Below are 14,885 nucleotides of genomic sequence, written 5' to 3' on the forward strand. Positions count from 1 at the left end.
GGTGCCCGCGCACCGCTCGGTGCGTGGGACGGCCGGGTGCGAACGCGGGTCAGGCGGGCGCCGGCTCCGCGGCGGCTGCCTCCCGCAGGGCCGCGAGCGGGGAGCGCCGGCCCTTCTCCACCGCGCGCAGCTGCGCCCAGTCGATGTCGGGGTGGGCGGCGACGATCGCGTCGACGGAGGCGGTGGTGTAGAGGGCGACGTCGACGGCGCCGGCCCGGCTGGTGCCGAAGCGGACCTCGACCGACTGCGGGGAGCGGACCCAGCCGAGCCGCACCATGTGGTCGAAGTCCACGCGGCGAACCCGGAGACGGGCTGCGGCCTGTTCGGGGCCGAGCGGGGTGTCCGCGGCGACCAGGTCCGCCAGGTCCGCGCGACGGCAGACTTCAGCGACCTGGCCGGGGTGGTGCAGTGATCCGCCGTCCGGGTTCGCGCTCAGGTCGGCGAGCAGGCCGCGGTCGACGAACCGGCGCACCACGAACGCCGTCACGGTCGACTTCTCGCCGTGCGCGGTCGGGTTCGGGGTGCCGAGCGCGGCGGCGACCCGGTCCGCCGCCGCGCTTCCGCTGATGGGCGAGACGGGCATCGCGGCCCGGATGGCGTCGGCGTCCAGCGCCTCCACCGCGGCCCGGGACCACCGCCGCAAGGACATGTCCGGGGCGGGGACGAGACCGGTGTGCCGGGCCCACCTGAACATCGTTGCGGGCACCCCCAAGCGCTTGGCGGCCTGGCCCGCGTCGTACTCGGAGCGTCGATGGGCCATAGGGGACTCCTCTTCTCTCGGTCACCGCCGAGGACGGCGGGCATGAGTGACATAAAGCATGAAAGTGCGTCAAGTGAGATGAGGCGCCGACGAAACCCGGCCGTGTTCTGCCGGCGCCGTGCCGGGAGCGCGCCTGTCCGGCGGGCGGGTTCAGGCGGGGCGGGTGACGCCGATGAAGTGGTCGGGGGCACGGTCGAGCCGGGCCAGGGCGCGCAGGACGGAGGAGATTCCGCGGCCGTCGCTCCAGTCGAAGACGATGCCCCCGGGCATGGGGACACGGGTGAGAGGGTCGATCAGCAGCGGCCGGGGGTCGGCGACGCGGGTGCCGGGAACGACGTAGTGGCGTTCGGCCACGGCCCAGCGGCGGCCGGGGGAGTGGACGACGGCGACGGTGTAGTCGTTGGGCAGGCGCAGCAGCGCCGCCGACCAGCCGTCGGGGGCTCCTGCGGGGTAGGTGACGCGGACACCGAGGCCGGCGCCGCCGGGGACGGCGGGGAACGGGGAGCGCAGGGCGAGGTCGGTGCTGCTGCGGGTCATCGGCACAACTCCTTGAACGGCGGGCGCGGTGGTGGCCGGGAGCGGGAAACCCCTCCCCTTTCGTCTCTTAAGACATCACATTCAAGGGTTCCGTCAATGCAAGTCTTAAGGGTCAAATATCGCGGGGCCCCTCCTGTGTCCCGCTCGCCGAACTCCCCGTTTGGCGCCTCTTGAGGTTCGCGTTCCGGAGGTGGCGTCGGTATAGTCTTAAGTGTCATAAGGGGTGTGCGGGCCGGTTCGGCTGATTTCGTCCCTCCCGGGCGGTCCCGCGCCAGGTCCGGACACATGACCGGCGCCCGGGACCGCAGGAGAGGCGGTTCCCTTCCGGAGCCGTGGCGTACGGCGCGCCGGGCTTCCCGCCCCGGGCGCCCGGGGCGGTTCTCCCCGCAAATGCCGCTGCCCTCGGCCGTGACGCCGTACCCCCGCCCGCGCCGCCTGGTTGCCGAAGGAGAACCCGTGCACCGGAAAATGACGACCCGCCAGGGCCAGCGCCGCCTCGGCTGCTGCCCCGGACACCATCCCCGCTCCTACGACCACGGACGCGAGCGCGCCCGCGAGAAGCGCGGGCGGGACGCCTCCTTCTTCTCCTCCATCCGCCCGGCGGCCCGCGCGCACCGCCCCCGGCGCGGACAAACGCCGGGGCGAACGCCCTTCCCCGGCCGAACCTGGAGGCACGCGTGACCCTTCTGACTCCCCGCGCCCGGCTCGTCGCCGACCTCGCGGCCCCCGCGCTGCGCCGGGCCGGTTGCTCCGGCGAGGCCGTCGAAGCCGACCCGGCGGACGTCGAACCGGACCTGACGGCCCTGATCGAGGCGGCTCACCTGCGGGTACGGGGCATGCGCGCGGCCGTCGTCACGCTGACCGGATCCCACCCGCCCATCCCGTGTGCCGCGCTGCGCTCCGCCCCCGGGGCCAGCGAGTCGAGCGACTTCGCCCGGCTGTGGTGCCTCGCGCTGGAAGCCGTCGAGGGCACGCCGTCCGGCCTCGGCGACGTGATCGCACGGTCCCGGACGCCGATGGCCGAGCGCATGAGCCGCGCCTACCCCGGTGTGGAGATCGGCGGCCCGTCCGGCGGCTCACTGCACGGCGAATACACCCTCTACGCCCGCGGCCGGAGCGCCGTACGCCAGCTCGCCGCGCTGCTGCGCACGTCGATCGCCGCCTGGCCCGAACCGGACTGGCCCGCCCAGGTACGGCGTGAGACCTTCCTGCGCGAAGCCTTCAGGGCCCACCCCGAAGGGCGCACCGGCGACCTGCGGCGGCTGATCGACGACTTCGAGGACACCTCCGGCACCGGCCCCGGTACCACCGGCTGATGGTTCAGCCGCTGACCGGTGTCCGCGCCCGCTGATGCCCGGCGGGCCGGGGGTCAGCGCCCGGCACCGGCACCGGCGGTGTGCGGGCGGCGGGCGGGACGGGGCACGGGCGGGACCTCTCGCGGTCCCGTGCCGCAGCGGCGAGGATCTCCGTCTTCGTCCGCTGGGCCGCGGGCCGCGGCTCGCGCCGCACGCCCTGCCCCGGGCCGCCCGCTGGACCGCGGGGGGCCGGCACGGGCGAGAGACCGGCACTGGGATTCTCGCCGCCGCTCTGTCTCTTGACCTCGACGAGCACCGTCTTCCCGCCTGGCACGCGCCAGATGATGTCCGGTCCGTCCGCGGTCGTGCCGTTGCGCTGGGCGCGAGCGGCGGCGACCTGGACCAGGCCGGCTTCGAGGACGCTCTCCACGAGCGAGACGTCGGAGTGGGCGAGCATCCGCTGGAACGCCGGGTTCACCTTGCCGAGATCGTGCAGGCCGAAGACGCCGTGGTGACCGCCGCGCAGGTCGGCCAGTCGCACCACGGCGTCGCCGGCGGCGGGAGATGCGGTGGCGCGTTTCCACGCCTCGCGCCAGTCGGGCATCGACGCCTCGGTGACGCCGCAGCCGCGGAGGAACGCCTCGAACTGTTCGGCGTTGCCGGGCGGGCACCGGCGCTGTGTGACCCGCCAGGCGGTGGTCAGCGGCAGCACGGGCACCCCGCCCGCGCGCCCGCCCCGCTCCTGGAGCACGCGCAGCGGCGGGGCACCGGCGTCTTCGTACGCGGCGGCCAGGGCGGCGGCGAGGTCGGCCCGGTTCCGTACGAGCGCCGGCGCGGGCGCCCGCAGGCCGCGCAGGATTCCGCGTTCCGCGGCGCGGGCCCGGCGCCACAGCCGCAGGGCTTCCTGCTCGGCCGCGGAGTCCTGGCCGCATCCGCGGACGTACGCGGTGACGGTGTCCTCCTTCGGCACGGGCGCCGTCCGCCCGGCGGCGCGCTTGAGCGTCGGGACGGAACGCCCGGTCGCGGCGGCGAGTTCGGCGAAGGTGAGACCGGCGCTGCGGCGGATGCCGGCCAGGCAGTCGGCGAGCAGGACGCGCGCGTGAGTCGGCCGTGCCGTCGGCCGGGTCATGACCGGCCTCCTCTACTTGTCCGCGGCGGCGCGGACCGCGGCCGCGGCGAGCGTGCCGGCCAGACGCCGGCCGCCGCCGGCGAGCGCGAACGTCGCGGCGCCGATGACTCCGCAGCCGCCGAGCAGGGTGAGCACGTCGGTCACCGCCATGCCCGACCACGCCAGGATGCCGCCCATGAGCGGGAAGGCGATGAGGACGGTCGCCCGGGCGCCGCCGTCGGCGGTCGGTGCGGTGCGGGCGGGGCGCTCCGGGCCCGGACCGCCGGGAGAGGGCATGCTGCTGCCGGCCATGGGACAACCTCCTGAGTGAACGGCCCGCCGCCGCCGGGGCGGCGGGCCTGTCTTCCGCTACTGGTCGCAAATACCGGAGAATCCACGGCAGTTGATGCTGCGTTGTGGGTCCGGTGCGCAGCAGCATGTCACGGCGGCGGCTCCACCCGCCCTGCCTCCGAGCGCTGTATGCGGGGTTTGGGCAAGCGGGGGATCAGCGGCGTTCCAGAGCTTTACCCGGAACTTTGGGTAAGGCGGCCGACCCTGGTGCGCCGCTGCTGCCAGCGAATCCAGGACATCGGGCCACCGTGTCCCGGGGCCGGGGATCGCCGGTGTTCCAGCCTGCCTTGACTCGTGGGTGGACCCCGCCCAGGATGCGCATCACCTGCTGCCGGCCCTGGCGCCGGCGGCAGTCCCTGAGCCGCTACTGGTCGCAAACCACCGCTGTCACAGGGAATCCCGGCAGGTCATGTTGATGCGTGCCCTGCACCGCCGGGTGCGGCGCCGAACCGGTGCCGCACCCGCTCGGTTCGCCCACCCCGCGCTCGGTGTTGGCACGGCGCGTTCCGCGGCCCAGGCCCTTTTCGCCGACCGGTACCGCTGCACCCCGGCGCAGGGCCGGCCGGGCGGGTTCGCCGAGGACCGGCCTCCGCTCCGGCCTCCTTCTCCGCCCGGCTGTGAGACCGGCCGTGTCCACGGCCCGCCCGGACCCACTGCCTCGTCGAGCCGTCCGCGGGCCTGAGCCCCTGGCCCGGGTGCCTTCTCCCTTCCCCGGCCCCGCCACGTCCCGGGCTTGGTGCTGCTCGCGGCCCCTGACGGGAGGGAGGCCGCAGTGGCTGCTCATGCCGGGGCCCTGTGTTCCGGCCCGTCCGGGGCAGGGCGAACCGCCCCTTCGAATGTCTCTTAAGGCTTGCATTCCCCCGCGATCTCGATGTATAGTTTTAAGAGTCATCAAGGTTTGAGGAGCGACCCCCGATGTCCCACCCCCTTTACCCCGGCGAGGAGTTCCCCGCCGACGCCCTGCCGTCCGTTCCTCAGGACGACCACACCGGCGACGGCTACACCTGGATGCACGACCTGCCCCCCGGCTGGAAGGCCGTCGGCGTCTGGGGCGCCGACGGATGGGACCTGGGCGTCTGGCCGTACCAGGTGATCGCGCACTACAACGTCCTCGACGTCCTCTGGGGCCTGGCCCACTACATCGAGGGCGACGTCTTCGTGACCGCCTACGGCTCCCGCGAGGCCCGCGACGCCGCGACCGACGAGATCGCCCTGAGCGTGTGGCTGACGGCGGGCAACGGCCCCCGTGAGGGCCTGCCCGCCGAGGGCGCCCCGGCCGCCGCGATCCCGGCCCGCTTCCGTGGCCCCTACCTCCCCGCCCCCGCCGCGTCCTGACCCACCGCCCGGGCCGTGACGGTCCCGCGCACCCTCAACTCCCGGCGGCGCACCCGCACACTGCGCCGCCCGACCAGGAGCCCGACCATGAGCCGCCGTTCCGCGCACCTCCTCCCGCCGTCCCCCGCCCCCGCCGAGGGCCGGGGAGTCCAGATCAAGGTGGCGGTCCCCCGCGCCCCCGGACCGCTCGTGGTCGCGACCGACGCCTCCGTCTCGCACGGAATCGTCAGCTCCGGCTACCTGGCCACCAGCGGCCACGCCGGACTCCACGCCCACCGCTACCCGCGCCACTTCGCCGACAGCAGCTCCCGCACCGCCGTCGCCGAGCTGCGCGCCGTGGACACCGGACTGCGCGCCGTCCTGCACGCCCACCCCGGCGAGAGTGTCGAGGTGCGCGTGGACAGCACGGACGCGCTGAGGTTCCTGCGCGCCTGGCAGCGCGGCGGCGAGAACATGCCCGCCGGATACAGCACCGCCACGCGCCTCCAGGGGAACGCCCCGACGCTGGTCAAGCTCTGCCACCGCGTGCAGCTCCACGCACCCCTGATCACCTTCGCCCACGAGAAGGCCCACGCGGGCCACCCCCTCAACGAGGTCGCGGACTCGCTCGCCAAGCTCGGCCTGCGCACGCTCAGGGGAACCGTCCCCCGCACCGAACTGCCCCGCCTGGTCACCCTGTGGGCCGACCGCACCCTGGCCGACTTCCGCCGGTGACCCCGGGCGTCCCGCCCCCCGTCCGCCGGACCGGCCGGCTGACTACCCTGTGGGCACGTCCCGTCCGCGCCGAGAGGAACAGCCGTGGAACACCCGACCGACCCGCTGAAGCGGGTCGTCGTCTTCCGTGACGAGATGTGGGAACTGACCGAAGCGGCCCGGGCGGCCGGAGCCCCAAGCGGCCGAGGAGCCGCGAGCACCACACGGCGCATCCCTCCGGGCCAGCCAGCCTCTTCTCCCGACGGACCGGGGGAAGCCCGCGCCGGGGCCCGCAGCGGCAGGGCCGCCGGGTAGAGCCTCCGCCGCGGCCCCGTCCAGCCGAAAGGACGGCGCCGGCCGCCGGTGATCACGGCGCACCCCGCCGACGCGCGCCCCCTTCTCGCTGCGCCCCCGTACGGGAGCCGCCCCACTGCGCTCCTTCCGGGGCGCAGCGTTGTGCACCGCCCGCACGGGGGCGATCCTGGAGAAGGACGCCTCGGCGTCCCTCCCGCCCCCGGGCCGCCGAGGAGGCCGCGATGCCGGACAGACGGCCCCGGGGCTACCAGCCCGGATGGCGCCCGCGGGCGCCGACACGGGAGCTGCTCGCCGCCGTCGACGGTGTCCTTCACCGCTACGGCGACCACCTCCCGCTCACGATCCGGCAGGTCTGGTACGCCCTGGTCTCCGACGGAGTGCTGGTGAAGGAGGAACGCGCCTACAAGCGGCTCGTGGACGTCCTCGGGATGGCCCGCCGCTCCGGGCGCCTCCCCTGGGAGGCGCTGCGCGACGACACCGCGATCAGCGCGGAACCGGCCGCCTACACCGGCCCCGCCGGCTTCCGCGCCGCGCTCCTCGCCGCCGCCGAGGACTTCCGCCTCGACCGGCAGACCGGCCAGGAGATCCGGCTGGAGGCGTGGTGCGAGACGGCCGGAATGGTCCCCCAGCTCGTCACCGTCGCCGGCCCGTACGGCGTCCCGGTCTACTCCGGCTCCGGTTTCAGCAGCCTGCCCGGCAAACGCGGCGCCGCCCTGCGCGCCGCCGCCGACGGCCGCCCGGTCCGCGTCTTCGTGGTCTCCGACTGGGACCCCAGCGGCCTCCACCTGTACCGCGCCCTCGCCGAGGACGTCACCGCCTTCGCCGCCGCCGACGCCCCGCACACCGCGATCGTCTTCGAGCGCCTGGCCGTCACCGAACAGCAGATCGCCGACCACCGCCTGCCCACCGCGCCCCCGAAGCCGGCCGACCGCCGCTCCTTCCCCGGAACCGCCACCACCCAGGCCGAGGCACTGCCGCCCGACGTCCTCGCGGGCGTGCTCCGCGACGCGATCGAGGCGCACCGTGACATGGACGTCCTGGCCGCGCTCCTCGAACGCGAGCAGACGCAGCGCCGCGCCCTCCTGGAGCGCCTGCACACCCTCGGCGGCGAACCCTAGACCCCGGCAGCCCTGCACCCCCGCCCGGTGCGCGGTTCAGGAGGGGAACACGGCCGACACGGCCTCCAGCACGGCGCGCTGCTGCTCCGGTACGAGCGCGCCGGCCGCCCGTACCGAGCGGAGCGTGGTGCCGTCGGCGCACAGCCGGCACAGCCCGGTGACCGGGAACGGCGGACCGAGGACCGTGGCGATGTCGGAGCTGTCGTAGACGGGCCGGGCGCACCCCGGGCACGGGGTGAAGCCGTCCGGCGGCCAGACGCCGCAGGGGGCGTCCTGGTCGAGGAAGGGAAGGAGGGCCAGGAGATTCGTGCCGGCCTCCGCCCACAGCGCCATCGGCCGCTGCGCCTGGCGCTCGGTCCGGACGTCGTCCGGGCCGGGCCCGGGGCGGACGCGGGCGAGGGTTCCGATGCCGGTGTCGGGGTGATGGGGAAGGAACAGCAGGGCGGGACCGTCGCCTTCGCCGAGCACATGGGCCCGGCCGTCGGCCAGCGCGGAGCCGAGCGCGGACAGGCCCTGCCCCTCGTCGTCGCTGCGCAGCCGCAGCTGCCACAGCCCCGGTGCGCCGTCGATCTCGGCGGGCGCGGCGGTGACCAGGACTCCGTTGCCCGACCGCCGGATGTCGAGATGGTGCATACCGGTCACGGAGTGGAAGGCGGTGCCGAACCACTCGTGCGTCTCCCGCGGCCGGCCCGGTCCGTTCTGCTCGGTGCGTCCCATCTCTGCCTCGCCCGGACGGTAGGGGGCGGGCCCGGGAGGGGCCCGTGCTGTCCGGCTGCTCAACGGCTCGCGGGCGGGCGCGGGAACGGCGGGCGGGAGACCTTCACCCGCCCGGCCCCGGCTTCTCCGTCCGCGCGGGCGCGCCCCGGGGCGGCGGACTCAGGAGGCGTGCGCGCGGTGGAGCGTGACCGCCGAGATCAGCGGCATCCCGTGGTGGGCGCGTCCGGCGACGCTGACGCTGATGCGGCGGGGAAGGTGACGGCCGCCGGGCCCGAACTGTGCGAGGAGCGGCGCTGCTACGGCGGCCACTGCCGTGCGGCCCGGGCCGCCGCTCCAGGTCACCGAAAGGGTCCCCCAGTGCTTGCCGCGCCCGGTGAGCACGGAGAACCTGACGCCGGGGAAGGCGCGGCGCAGCTCTCCGCGCAGGTGCGCCGCCGCGTGCTTCGGCGGCAGGGTGCAGACTGCCTCGCTCCGCTCGGCCTCACCGGCCACGGGCGTGACGGAGGTGTGCCGGACGTGGACGAGGGGGCCGGGGCGGCCGTCGGCGGTGTAGAGCTCGTAGCGGCGGGCGGGGAGTCCGAGGTACGCCGCGGTCGTGCACCGGCGGCACGCGCAGGGCTGTACGGTCCACTGGCCGTGGGAGGCCCGGTCCGTGCCGTGGTAGGTGACCCGGGTGCCGGTGGGCAGGCGCAGGGCGAGGTACGCGGCGTCGGCGATGTCGGCGGTCTTGGCGGTCACGGTTCCTCCAGCGGTTCTCTCGGCGGGCAACTCCCGCCCTAATGTCTCTTAAGACATTACAAGAGTCGTTCGGTCAATGCAAGCCTTAAGAGTCATAAAGTCCACGGAAAGAGGTTGCGCGCGCGTCACGGTTCGGCCCTTAAGGCTTGCATTGACCGCCGGGGCGCTGATAGAGTCTTAAGAGTCAACAAGGGAATCAGGGAGATCCGATGAGCACGGGCTATGCGGGAGATGTGGACAAGGCCGTCGAGGCGTACGCGGCCTACCTGGAGAACCAGGCGGACGCCCTGGACCGCGTGGCCCGCGGCTGTGAGGACGGGGCCGGGTACACCCGTGGCCTCACCCGCGAGCAGGGCGACGAGATGGCCCGCGAACTGAGGGACAACGCGGGCCGCAACCGCGCCGCAGCCGCCCTGAACCGCACGCCCCAGGGCCGCGAACACCTCAGGGTCACGGGCCTGTGGCTGGCGGGCTGAGAACCGGCCGGGGGCGAACGCCCCCGGCTCGCCGAGCGCGGCCCCGGACCGGGCCGGTGGGCACTGCTCGCCACCCCGGACTGGGTGCGGCTCGGTGCGGGCCGCCGCGCGGGCAGGCCGCCCCGGCACTGCGACGTCGTCCAGGAGTTCGCGGTCAGGCTGCTCTGGGCGGGGCGAGGGCGTACGCGCCCGGGGGCGTACGGGCGGCCCCCTGCGAGTCTCGCCAGCTCGGCCTCCCCGTCCCGGCGGCGCACCCCTTCGCCCGATCCCGCCGGTGCCCTGGGCGGCGTTTCGCCCGCGCCTCCCGTGCCGCGGCGGTCGAGCTCGCGTTCCGGGGTGCCCGCGCCGAGCGGTACGGGAGGTGCGCGGCTCCCGGTCCGGGGTAGCGCGGACGTGCTGCCGCCGGTCGCCGCGGTGGCGGGTGATGTCTCTTAAGACTCCCATCCCCCTTTTCGGTGTTGTATAGTTTTAAGAGTCGCAAGGGTGTGGGTTCCGCCCCTCGCCCCGTCCCCGCATCGGCCAACTCCGCACGGCCCCATCTGAGAAGGACATCCCCTGCATCTCAACGAGCCCGCCATCCCGGGCCACCCGCCGCTGGAGCAGCAGGCCGTGATCGACGCCCTGAACCACAGTGGTACGCCCATGATGATCCGGGACGTCGTCGTCGCCATGTACCACGCCGCCGGGCACCGTCCCGAGTACACCGGACGGTACGAGGTCGAGCGCCTCGGCCGCACCGGCGAGTACCGCAAGCTCGTACTCTCCATGATCCGCTCCGGGGCCCTCGTCCGCAGCGGCTACGGCTCCCACTACGTCACCACCCCCGCGATCCTCCAGGAGCTGAAGAACCGCACGCCCTACACGGTGGTCGCCTTCAAGACGGAGGGCGGCGACGAGTGGATGGTCGCGGCCTGCCTGCGGAACGTCGTTGTCACGGACGCCCAGTGGGCCCTCCTGCCCGAGGAGGACAACTGGAGCCGCTACTGCGACACCTTCTACGCACCCGGCCCGGACGAAGCCGTCGAAGCGGCGCTCGCCCACTGGACGCGGGACGACGAGGACGACGAGAAGGGCTGAGCACCCAGCCGTACCCCGACCCGCACTGCCATGCTTCACGCCGCCCGGCCTGCCGGGCGGCGCTCCGCAGACAGCCCGCCCGGTCCCACGGCGAACGGGCGGGCCGGAAGGAACTCCAACTCCCCATGACCCAAACCCTCAAGACCACCGCGATGACGTATCTCTGCGTCGACCACACCGACCTGGAGCAGTTCATCGGGCGGCACTGCGGACGGCCCTACAGCGTCGTCGCGGCCCTCGGAGCCTGCTCCGACACCCTCTGCACGGTCCGTGTCGACGCCGACCACTGTGGCTCCGCCGACGACACCGTCCGCGCGTGGCGCGACGGTGGCCCCTACGAGCCGGACCTGGACGACCTGATGCACCACCTCGCGTGCACCGGCGCCATCCCGGCGGGCGACTACCTGATCAGCGTCCTGTAGTGAACCCGGCCGAGCCCGCCGCGCCCCACCCCGCCCGGGCAAGCACCCTCGCGGCCCGCGACGAGGTCCCCCGAGGCGGTTTCCGGCCCGGCGACATCACGGCCGTCGCAGGCCGGCGGGGGTACTGAGAGGTGATGGCGCCCGCGCAGGCCCCCGGCGTGTGGAAGGCCGAACCCGCCCAGCCGGCCGACCGCGTCCGCGACGAGGTCCCCGCCGACGCGCTGCTGCGCCCCGCCGACCCTGCGCATGTCCGCCGCGGTGACCTCATGATGCAGAACTACCCCGAGCAGGGGACAGCCGCCGAGGTCGGGGCGGTCTACCAGCTCGGCCGGTGGGTCGCCCAGACCCGCGTCCGGTTCGACGGCCGGCTCTGGGTCCGGACAGATACGGTGGCGGGCCTCGTGGTGGTCACCCGCGACCAGGCGGACGTCGCCGTACGCCTCACCCGTACGGCACCCGGCCGCGCCGGCCGGTTCCGTGTGACGTGCCGCTGCCTGCCCGGCGTGTCTGCCGCGCCGGCCGTCAGACCGCCTGGAGCAGCACCCTCCACGCCGCGGAGGCCCTGTGGCGCTGGCACGCAGCCGGTGAACGAGGCCTCGCCCCCGCCGTCTCCGCGCCGGCAAGCCCCGCCTCGCACCGCCCGGCAGCCCGCGGTACCGCTGCCTGCGGCTCAGTTCTTGATGACGGCGGCTTGTTGGAGGCCGTGGGTGACGCCGGCGCGCCAGATGGTGCCGGTGGTGGTGATCTGCCGGGCGAGGTGTTCGTACGCGGCGAGGGGCCCGGTGTCCTTCCCGGTCCCGCCCCCTTCCTCGTCTTGGTGGTGGCGGGGCGGAGTGATGCCGGGATGGTCGTCCCGCCATGCGCGGATGGCCCGGATGGCGGGGGAGGAGGTGTGCCAGCAGGCGGCGACGACCTGCCCGACGAGCACGGCGTCGAGCCGTGCGGGGAGCCGGCCGGGGCAGCCGTGGTCGCGGGAGCCGGGCCAGCGGCCCTGGTCCCACGCCTCCTCCGGCGCGGGATCCCAGTCCCGGTCCCAGCCCCGTACGCGCATCTCCTCGCGGACTCCGTACTCGATCAGCGCGTCGTGGGTGTCCAGGAGCAGCCCCTCGGCGCGCAGCCGCCGGACCTCCGCCCGCCACGCCGCCCGCACTTCGGCCGCCTGGCCCCGGGGCAGCTGGCGGGTGTTCCACCGCGGCTGGGCCGAGAGCTTCACGCGCAGGGTCTTGTGCTCGTCGGCGGCCGCCCGGACCTGTTCCGGCACGTCCTTGCCGACGGCGATCCACACCGGGTGCACCGGACTCCGGGCCATGGTCCCTCCGCCGGGTCTTCGTATATTGCAATGCTCAACACACGCTACGCCGAACCGAGTTGACACCCCACCCGATCGACCGGCGAGATCCAGCCATCCTCGGCCCCGGGGGGCGCTCGTGCCGCCGGGAGAGCGCACTCCGCACCCGGCGGGCCCCCTTGTCTCTGAGGTCGCACTCAAAGAACCAAAGAAGCAAGAATTCATCTGATGCCTGAGAGGGAAATTATCTACCTGCCCAAAGAATTTTTTCCCGTTATCCGGAAGGCCGGTTCCTGTTCCCTTTTTCAGAAAGCGCTGCCCGGAGTCGAGCCGGAAATTCCAGGGACCTCCTCCGGCTGCGGTGTCCCCCGCCGGGCGCACCGCCGTGTCCGGTGGGCCCGGTTGTCGCCCCCGTGATGCCCCTGGGACTGCTCGCGTCCGTGCGAGCTGCAGTTGCCACGGACAGTCGGCTGCGGACGGATCCCGGTCCGGAGGCGCTGAGCATCCAGGAGCGGTACTGGCACCCCGGAGGCTTCTCTCCGGCCCGCCACGGACAGCCGACTCCCGCACCGCTCCCTTGCCGCCTCCCGGCTGGCCGGCGCGGGAGGCGGGCTGGCCCTGGCCGCCGTCCACGGAGTCCGCCCCGGCCCCGGGGCCTCGACCTCGGGCCGCGCCCCCTCGTGTCGTGCTCAATGACGGCTGTGCTGCGCTCCTTTGGCCCGACAGCGACTCCTCCCGGGCAACCGCCATACCCGCCGCGCCCCGGTGACCTCCTCTTCCCCGGCGGGCACCGGGCGGATGTACGGGTCGGCAGTCCCTGCCGGCATCCGGTTGCCCAGGCTCGCCCGCATCCCGGACCCGGCGCGCTGTGCGGTTGACGGCCGCTCAGCCGGGCCCGCGCAGCGCCGCGGTGAGCCCGCCGACGAGGACCCTCTTCCCGCGACCCCCTGCTGCGCCGACCTCACCGGTGCGCCGACTGCGGCCAGGTCGACCGGCTCCCCGTCCGCGGCCTTGACGCCGCCGCCCCAGGGGGCCTCATCCGGTCCTTCGAGGACGATCCGCACCCCCGTTCGGACGGGGGCGCCCGGCTGGTCCGCGTCCGGGCACCCGATCGGCTTCCCAGGAGAAGGACAAGAAGCCCTTCCCCACCTCGCCGCCAACGGCGGCCCCGCACCGGGGTTGCACCACCGCAGGGCCGGGGGAGTGCCAGGACACCCACACCACCCCCGCACCGCCCCGTACGGCCGGCCACGGCGACTGGGGCACCGGCAGGACAGAGGGCACCCGGCGTCTCGGCGTACCCCGTGGCAGACCCCGCCACCGTCAACCCCCGCCCCGCCCCTGACCGGCGGCAAACGGCCGCCACCCGCACCCGCACCCGTGCCTGTGCCGCAGCAGGAGAACGGCCCGCCCACCCCCGTACCCGGCCGCGCCACGAACACCACCAGCCCCCGCGCCCCGACGTGTTCGACGAGCCCCCCCGCACCCACCCTCACACCCGGAACCCGCGTACACACCCCGTCCCGAACACCAGGGTGCCGCGCACCCCAACCCGCCACCCCCGACTCCGCCTCACCCCGGCCCTGAACAACCGCGCCCAACGGGCGCACCACCACTTTCAAGCAGCAGCCAATCGCAGACACCGCGCCCCATCCGCATTCCACACCCACGAACAACACCGGAATTCACCTATTTCAGGAGAGTCCAGTCCACACATCCATCGAACCGCGATAATCAAAATTCGAGCCCCCTTCAGAGACGAGCCCCGCCCACCAACGAAAACCACTACCCAAAACCGAGCGGACCTCTTTCACACCCACCCCGGAAAGCACCGAAAGGCGCACCCATTCACTCCCCTCCAGAAACCCACCTTTCCACCCCGAGGCGGAAAAGAGAAGACGAACAGAAGCACCCACCCCAGGAATACCACCCCGATAATCCCCACCCCAACCCCCACCCAGCCACCCCAATTCAACACCGACAGAGAAACCCGAAGACAGATACACCCTCACCACGAGAGGACAGCTCTCCCCAACCCCAACCCCTCACCACCGAGCCCCCCCACCACACCAACCCCCACCACACCAACCCTGACCAATGGCCAGCCGTACCCCCCCCCACGCCGAGACTCGGAATATTGCAATTCTCGACACCACCACCTGCCGGCCCACCCCCACCCCAGGCCCGACAGGGCCCAACCCACACCCAAACCAGCCTCAGCCCCCCAGCACCGCTCCCACCCACCAGAACTGACACCCCCACACCCCACCCCGGCCCGACAGGGCCCACACCCCCACAACCGCCCGGAACGGGCGGCACCCCCACCCCAACACCTCGCCGAAGGCGAGGAACTGAAAACCCAACACCAAACCAAAGGCCCGACAGGGCCAACAAAACCCCAAAACACAAACCACAAAACAAAATTCCGAAGGAATTCAAACCCACCACAAACCAAGAATTCCCCCAACGGGGGAATTAAAAGCCGCCAAACAAGGCCCCGAAAGGGGCCGACATAAACCACCAAAGAATTCCCCAACGGGGAATTCCCGGGCGGTATTTGTTTGGCCGAAAGGCCAAAATTTAAGCGCTTTAGCGCCCGCCGTCCCGGCTGAGCCCCGGAGCCCACCACATCACCGTCCACTGCGACGGACGCGT

Annotated in this window: 14 protein-coding genes; 7 read left to right on the top strand and 7 right to left on the bottom strand. The window is 73.5% G+C overall.

Going from position 1 to position 14,885, the window contains the following annotated elements; translation table 11 throughout:
- Positions 1 to 49: 49 nt before the first annotated feature.
- Together ACWCRA_RS14155 and ACWCRA_RS14160 are read right to left on the bottom strand one after the other, a co-directional pair.
- Entirely contained in the window at positions 50 to 760 is a 711-nt protein-coding gene (locus tag ACWCRA_RS14155; RefSeq protein ID WP_451067685.1) for a hypothetical protein, read from the bottom strand.
- Positions 761 to 910: 150 nt separating this feature from the next.
- A complete protein-coding gene (locus ACWCRA_RS14160; RefSeq protein ID WP_451067686.1) occupies positions 911 to 1,297 on the bottom strand; it encodes a hypothetical protein in 387 nt (128 codons plus the stop codon).
- A 677-nt stretch (positions 1,298 to 1,974) separates the two neighbouring features.
- Here ACWCRA_RS14160 and ACWCRA_RS14165 point away from each other — a divergent pair.
- Positions 1,975 to 2,613 carry a hypothetical protein gene (locus ACWCRA_RS14165; RefSeq protein WP_451067687.1) on the top strand — a complete coding sequence of 213 codons (639 nt, stop codon included), beginning with the start codon at positions 1,975 to 1,977 and terminating at the stop codon, positions 2,611 to 2,613.
- A gap of 4 nt (positions 2,614 to 2,617) precedes the next feature.
- Here ACWCRA_RS14165 and ACWCRA_RS14170 read toward each other — a convergent pair whose 3' ends face one another.
- Together ACWCRA_RS14170 and ACWCRA_RS14175 are read right to left on the bottom strand one after the other, a co-directional pair.
- Positions 2,618 to 3,721 carry a helix-turn-helix domain-containing protein gene (locus ACWCRA_RS14170; RefSeq protein WP_451067688.1) on the bottom strand — a complete coding sequence of 368 codons (1,104 nt, stop codon included), beginning with the start codon at positions 3,719 to 3,721 and terminating at the stop codon, positions 2,618 to 2,620.
- Positions 3,722 to 3,733: 12 nt separating this feature from the next.
- Positions 3,734 to 4,012: a hypothetical protein gene (locus ACWCRA_RS14175; protein ID WP_451067689.1), complete on the bottom strand. Its 279-nt coding sequence runs from the start codon at positions 4,010 to 4,012 to the stop codon at positions 3,734 to 3,736.
- Positions 4,013 to 4,966: 954 nt separating this feature from the next.
- Here ACWCRA_RS14175 and ACWCRA_RS14180 point away from each other — a divergent pair.
- The 3 genes from ACWCRA_RS14180 (at position 4,967) to ACWCRA_RS14190 (ending at position 7,512) form a co-directional block, all read left to right on the top strand.
- Positions 4,967 to 5,386, top strand: coding sequence for a hypothetical protein (locus ACWCRA_RS14180; protein ID WP_451067690.1), 420 nt, complete (start codon positions 4,967 to 4,969; stop codon positions 5,384 to 5,386).
- Between the two features lie 87 nt (positions 5,387 to 5,473).
- Complete coding sequence (locus ACWCRA_RS14185) at positions 5,474 to 6,100, top strand: RNase H family protein (RefSeq protein WP_451067691.1); 627 nt, start codon at positions 5,474 to 5,476, stop codon at positions 6,098 to 6,100.
- 515 nt (positions 6,101 to 6,615) lie between these two features.
- On the top strand, positions 6,616 to 7,512 hold the full coding sequence (locus tag ACWCRA_RS14190; protein WP_451067692.1) for a hypothetical protein: 897 nt from the start codon (positions 6,616 to 6,618) through the stop codon (positions 7,510 to 7,512).
- A gap of 36 nt (positions 7,513 to 7,548) precedes the next feature.
- Here ACWCRA_RS14190 and ACWCRA_RS14195 read toward each other — a convergent pair whose 3' ends face one another.
- The gene (locus ACWCRA_RS14195; RefSeq protein WP_451067693.1) at positions 7,549 to 8,229 is read right to left on the bottom strand and encodes a hypothetical protein; all 681 of its coding nucleotides are present in this window, start codon (positions 8,227 to 8,229) and stop codon (positions 7,549 to 7,551) included.
- Between the two features lie 159 nt (positions 8,230 to 8,388).
- A complete protein-coding gene (locus tag ACWCRA_RS14200) occupies positions 8,389 to 8,967 on the bottom strand; it encodes an LPD29 domain-containing protein (RefSeq protein ID WP_451067694.1) in 579 nt (192 codons plus the stop codon).
- A gap of 209 nt (positions 8,968 to 9,176) precedes the next feature.
- Between ACWCRA_RS14200 and ACWCRA_RS14205 the strand changes: the two genes are divergently transcribed.
- From ACWCRA_RS14205 to ACWCRA_RS14215, 3 genes are all read left to right on the top strand, one after another.
- Complete coding sequence (locus ACWCRA_RS14205) at positions 9,177 to 9,443, top strand: hypothetical protein (protein ID WP_451067695.1); 267 nt, start codon at positions 9,177 to 9,179, stop codon at positions 9,441 to 9,443.
- 609 nt (positions 9,444 to 10,052) lie between these two features.
- Positions 10,053 to 10,520, top strand: a complete 468-nt coding sequence (locus tag ACWCRA_RS14210) for a hypothetical protein (protein WP_451067696.1) — start codon at positions 10,053 to 10,055, stop codon at positions 10,518 to 10,520.
- 125 nt (positions 10,521 to 10,645) lie between these two features.
- Positions 10,646 to 10,942: a hypothetical protein gene (locus tag ACWCRA_RS14215; protein WP_451067697.1), complete on the top strand. Its 297-nt coding sequence runs from the start codon at positions 10,646 to 10,648 to the stop codon at positions 10,940 to 10,942.
- Positions 10,943 to 11,612: 670 nt separating this feature from the next.
- Here ACWCRA_RS14215 and ACWCRA_RS14220 read toward each other — a convergent pair.
- Entirely contained in the window at positions 11,613 to 12,251 is a 639-nt protein-coding gene (locus tag ACWCRA_RS14220; protein WP_451067698.1) for a hypothetical protein, read from the bottom strand.
- Positions 12,252 to 14,885 lie beyond the last annotated feature (2,634 nt).

Source organism: Streptomyces sp. NPDC001889 (assembly GCF_053594535.1).

Excerpts from the sequence above, each read along its gene's own strand:
- ACWCRA_RS14155 (WP_451067685.1), bottom strand. The coding sequence starts at position 760 with ATGGCCCATCGACGCTCCGAGTACGACGCGGGCCAGGCCGCCAAGCGC.
- ACWCRA_RS14160 (WP_451067686.1), bottom strand. The coding sequence starts at position 1,297 with ATGACCCGCAGCAGCACCGACCTCGCCCTGCGCTCCCCGTTCCCCGCC.
- ACWCRA_RS14170 (WP_451067688.1), bottom strand. The coding sequence starts at position 3,721 with ATGACCCGGCCGACGGCACGGCCGACTCACGCGCGCGTCCTGCTCGCC.
- ACWCRA_RS14175 (WP_451067689.1), bottom strand. The coding sequence starts at position 4,012 with ATGGCCGGCAGCAGCATGCCCTCTCCCGGCGGTCCGGGCCCGGAGCGC.
- ACWCRA_RS14180 (WP_451067690.1), top strand. The coding sequence starts at position 4,967 with ATGTCCCACCCCCTTTACCCCGGCGAGGAGTTCCCCGCCGACGCCCTG.
- ACWCRA_RS14185 (WP_451067691.1), top strand. The coding sequence starts at position 5,474 with ATGAGCCGCCGTTCCGCGCACCTCCTCCCGCCGTCCCCCGCCCCCGCC.
- ACWCRA_RS14190 (WP_451067692.1), top strand. The coding sequence starts at position 6,616 with ATGCCGGACAGACGGCCCCGGGGCTACCAGCCCGGATGGCGCCCGCGG.
- ACWCRA_RS14195 (WP_451067693.1), bottom strand. The coding sequence starts at position 8,229 with ATGGGACGCACCGAGCAGAACGGACCGGGCCGGCCGCGGGAGACGCAC.
- ACWCRA_RS14205 (WP_451067695.1), top strand. The coding sequence starts at position 9,177 with ATGAGCACGGGCTATGCGGGAGATGTGGACAAGGCCGTCGAGGCGTAC.
- ACWCRA_RS14215 (WP_451067697.1), top strand. The coding sequence starts at position 10,646 with ATGACCCAAACCCTCAAGACCACCGCGATGACGTATCTCTGCGTCGAC.
- ACWCRA_RS14220 (WP_451067698.1), bottom strand. The coding sequence starts at position 12,251 with ATGGCCCGGAGTCCGGTGCACCCGGTGTGGATCGCCGTCGGCAAGGAC.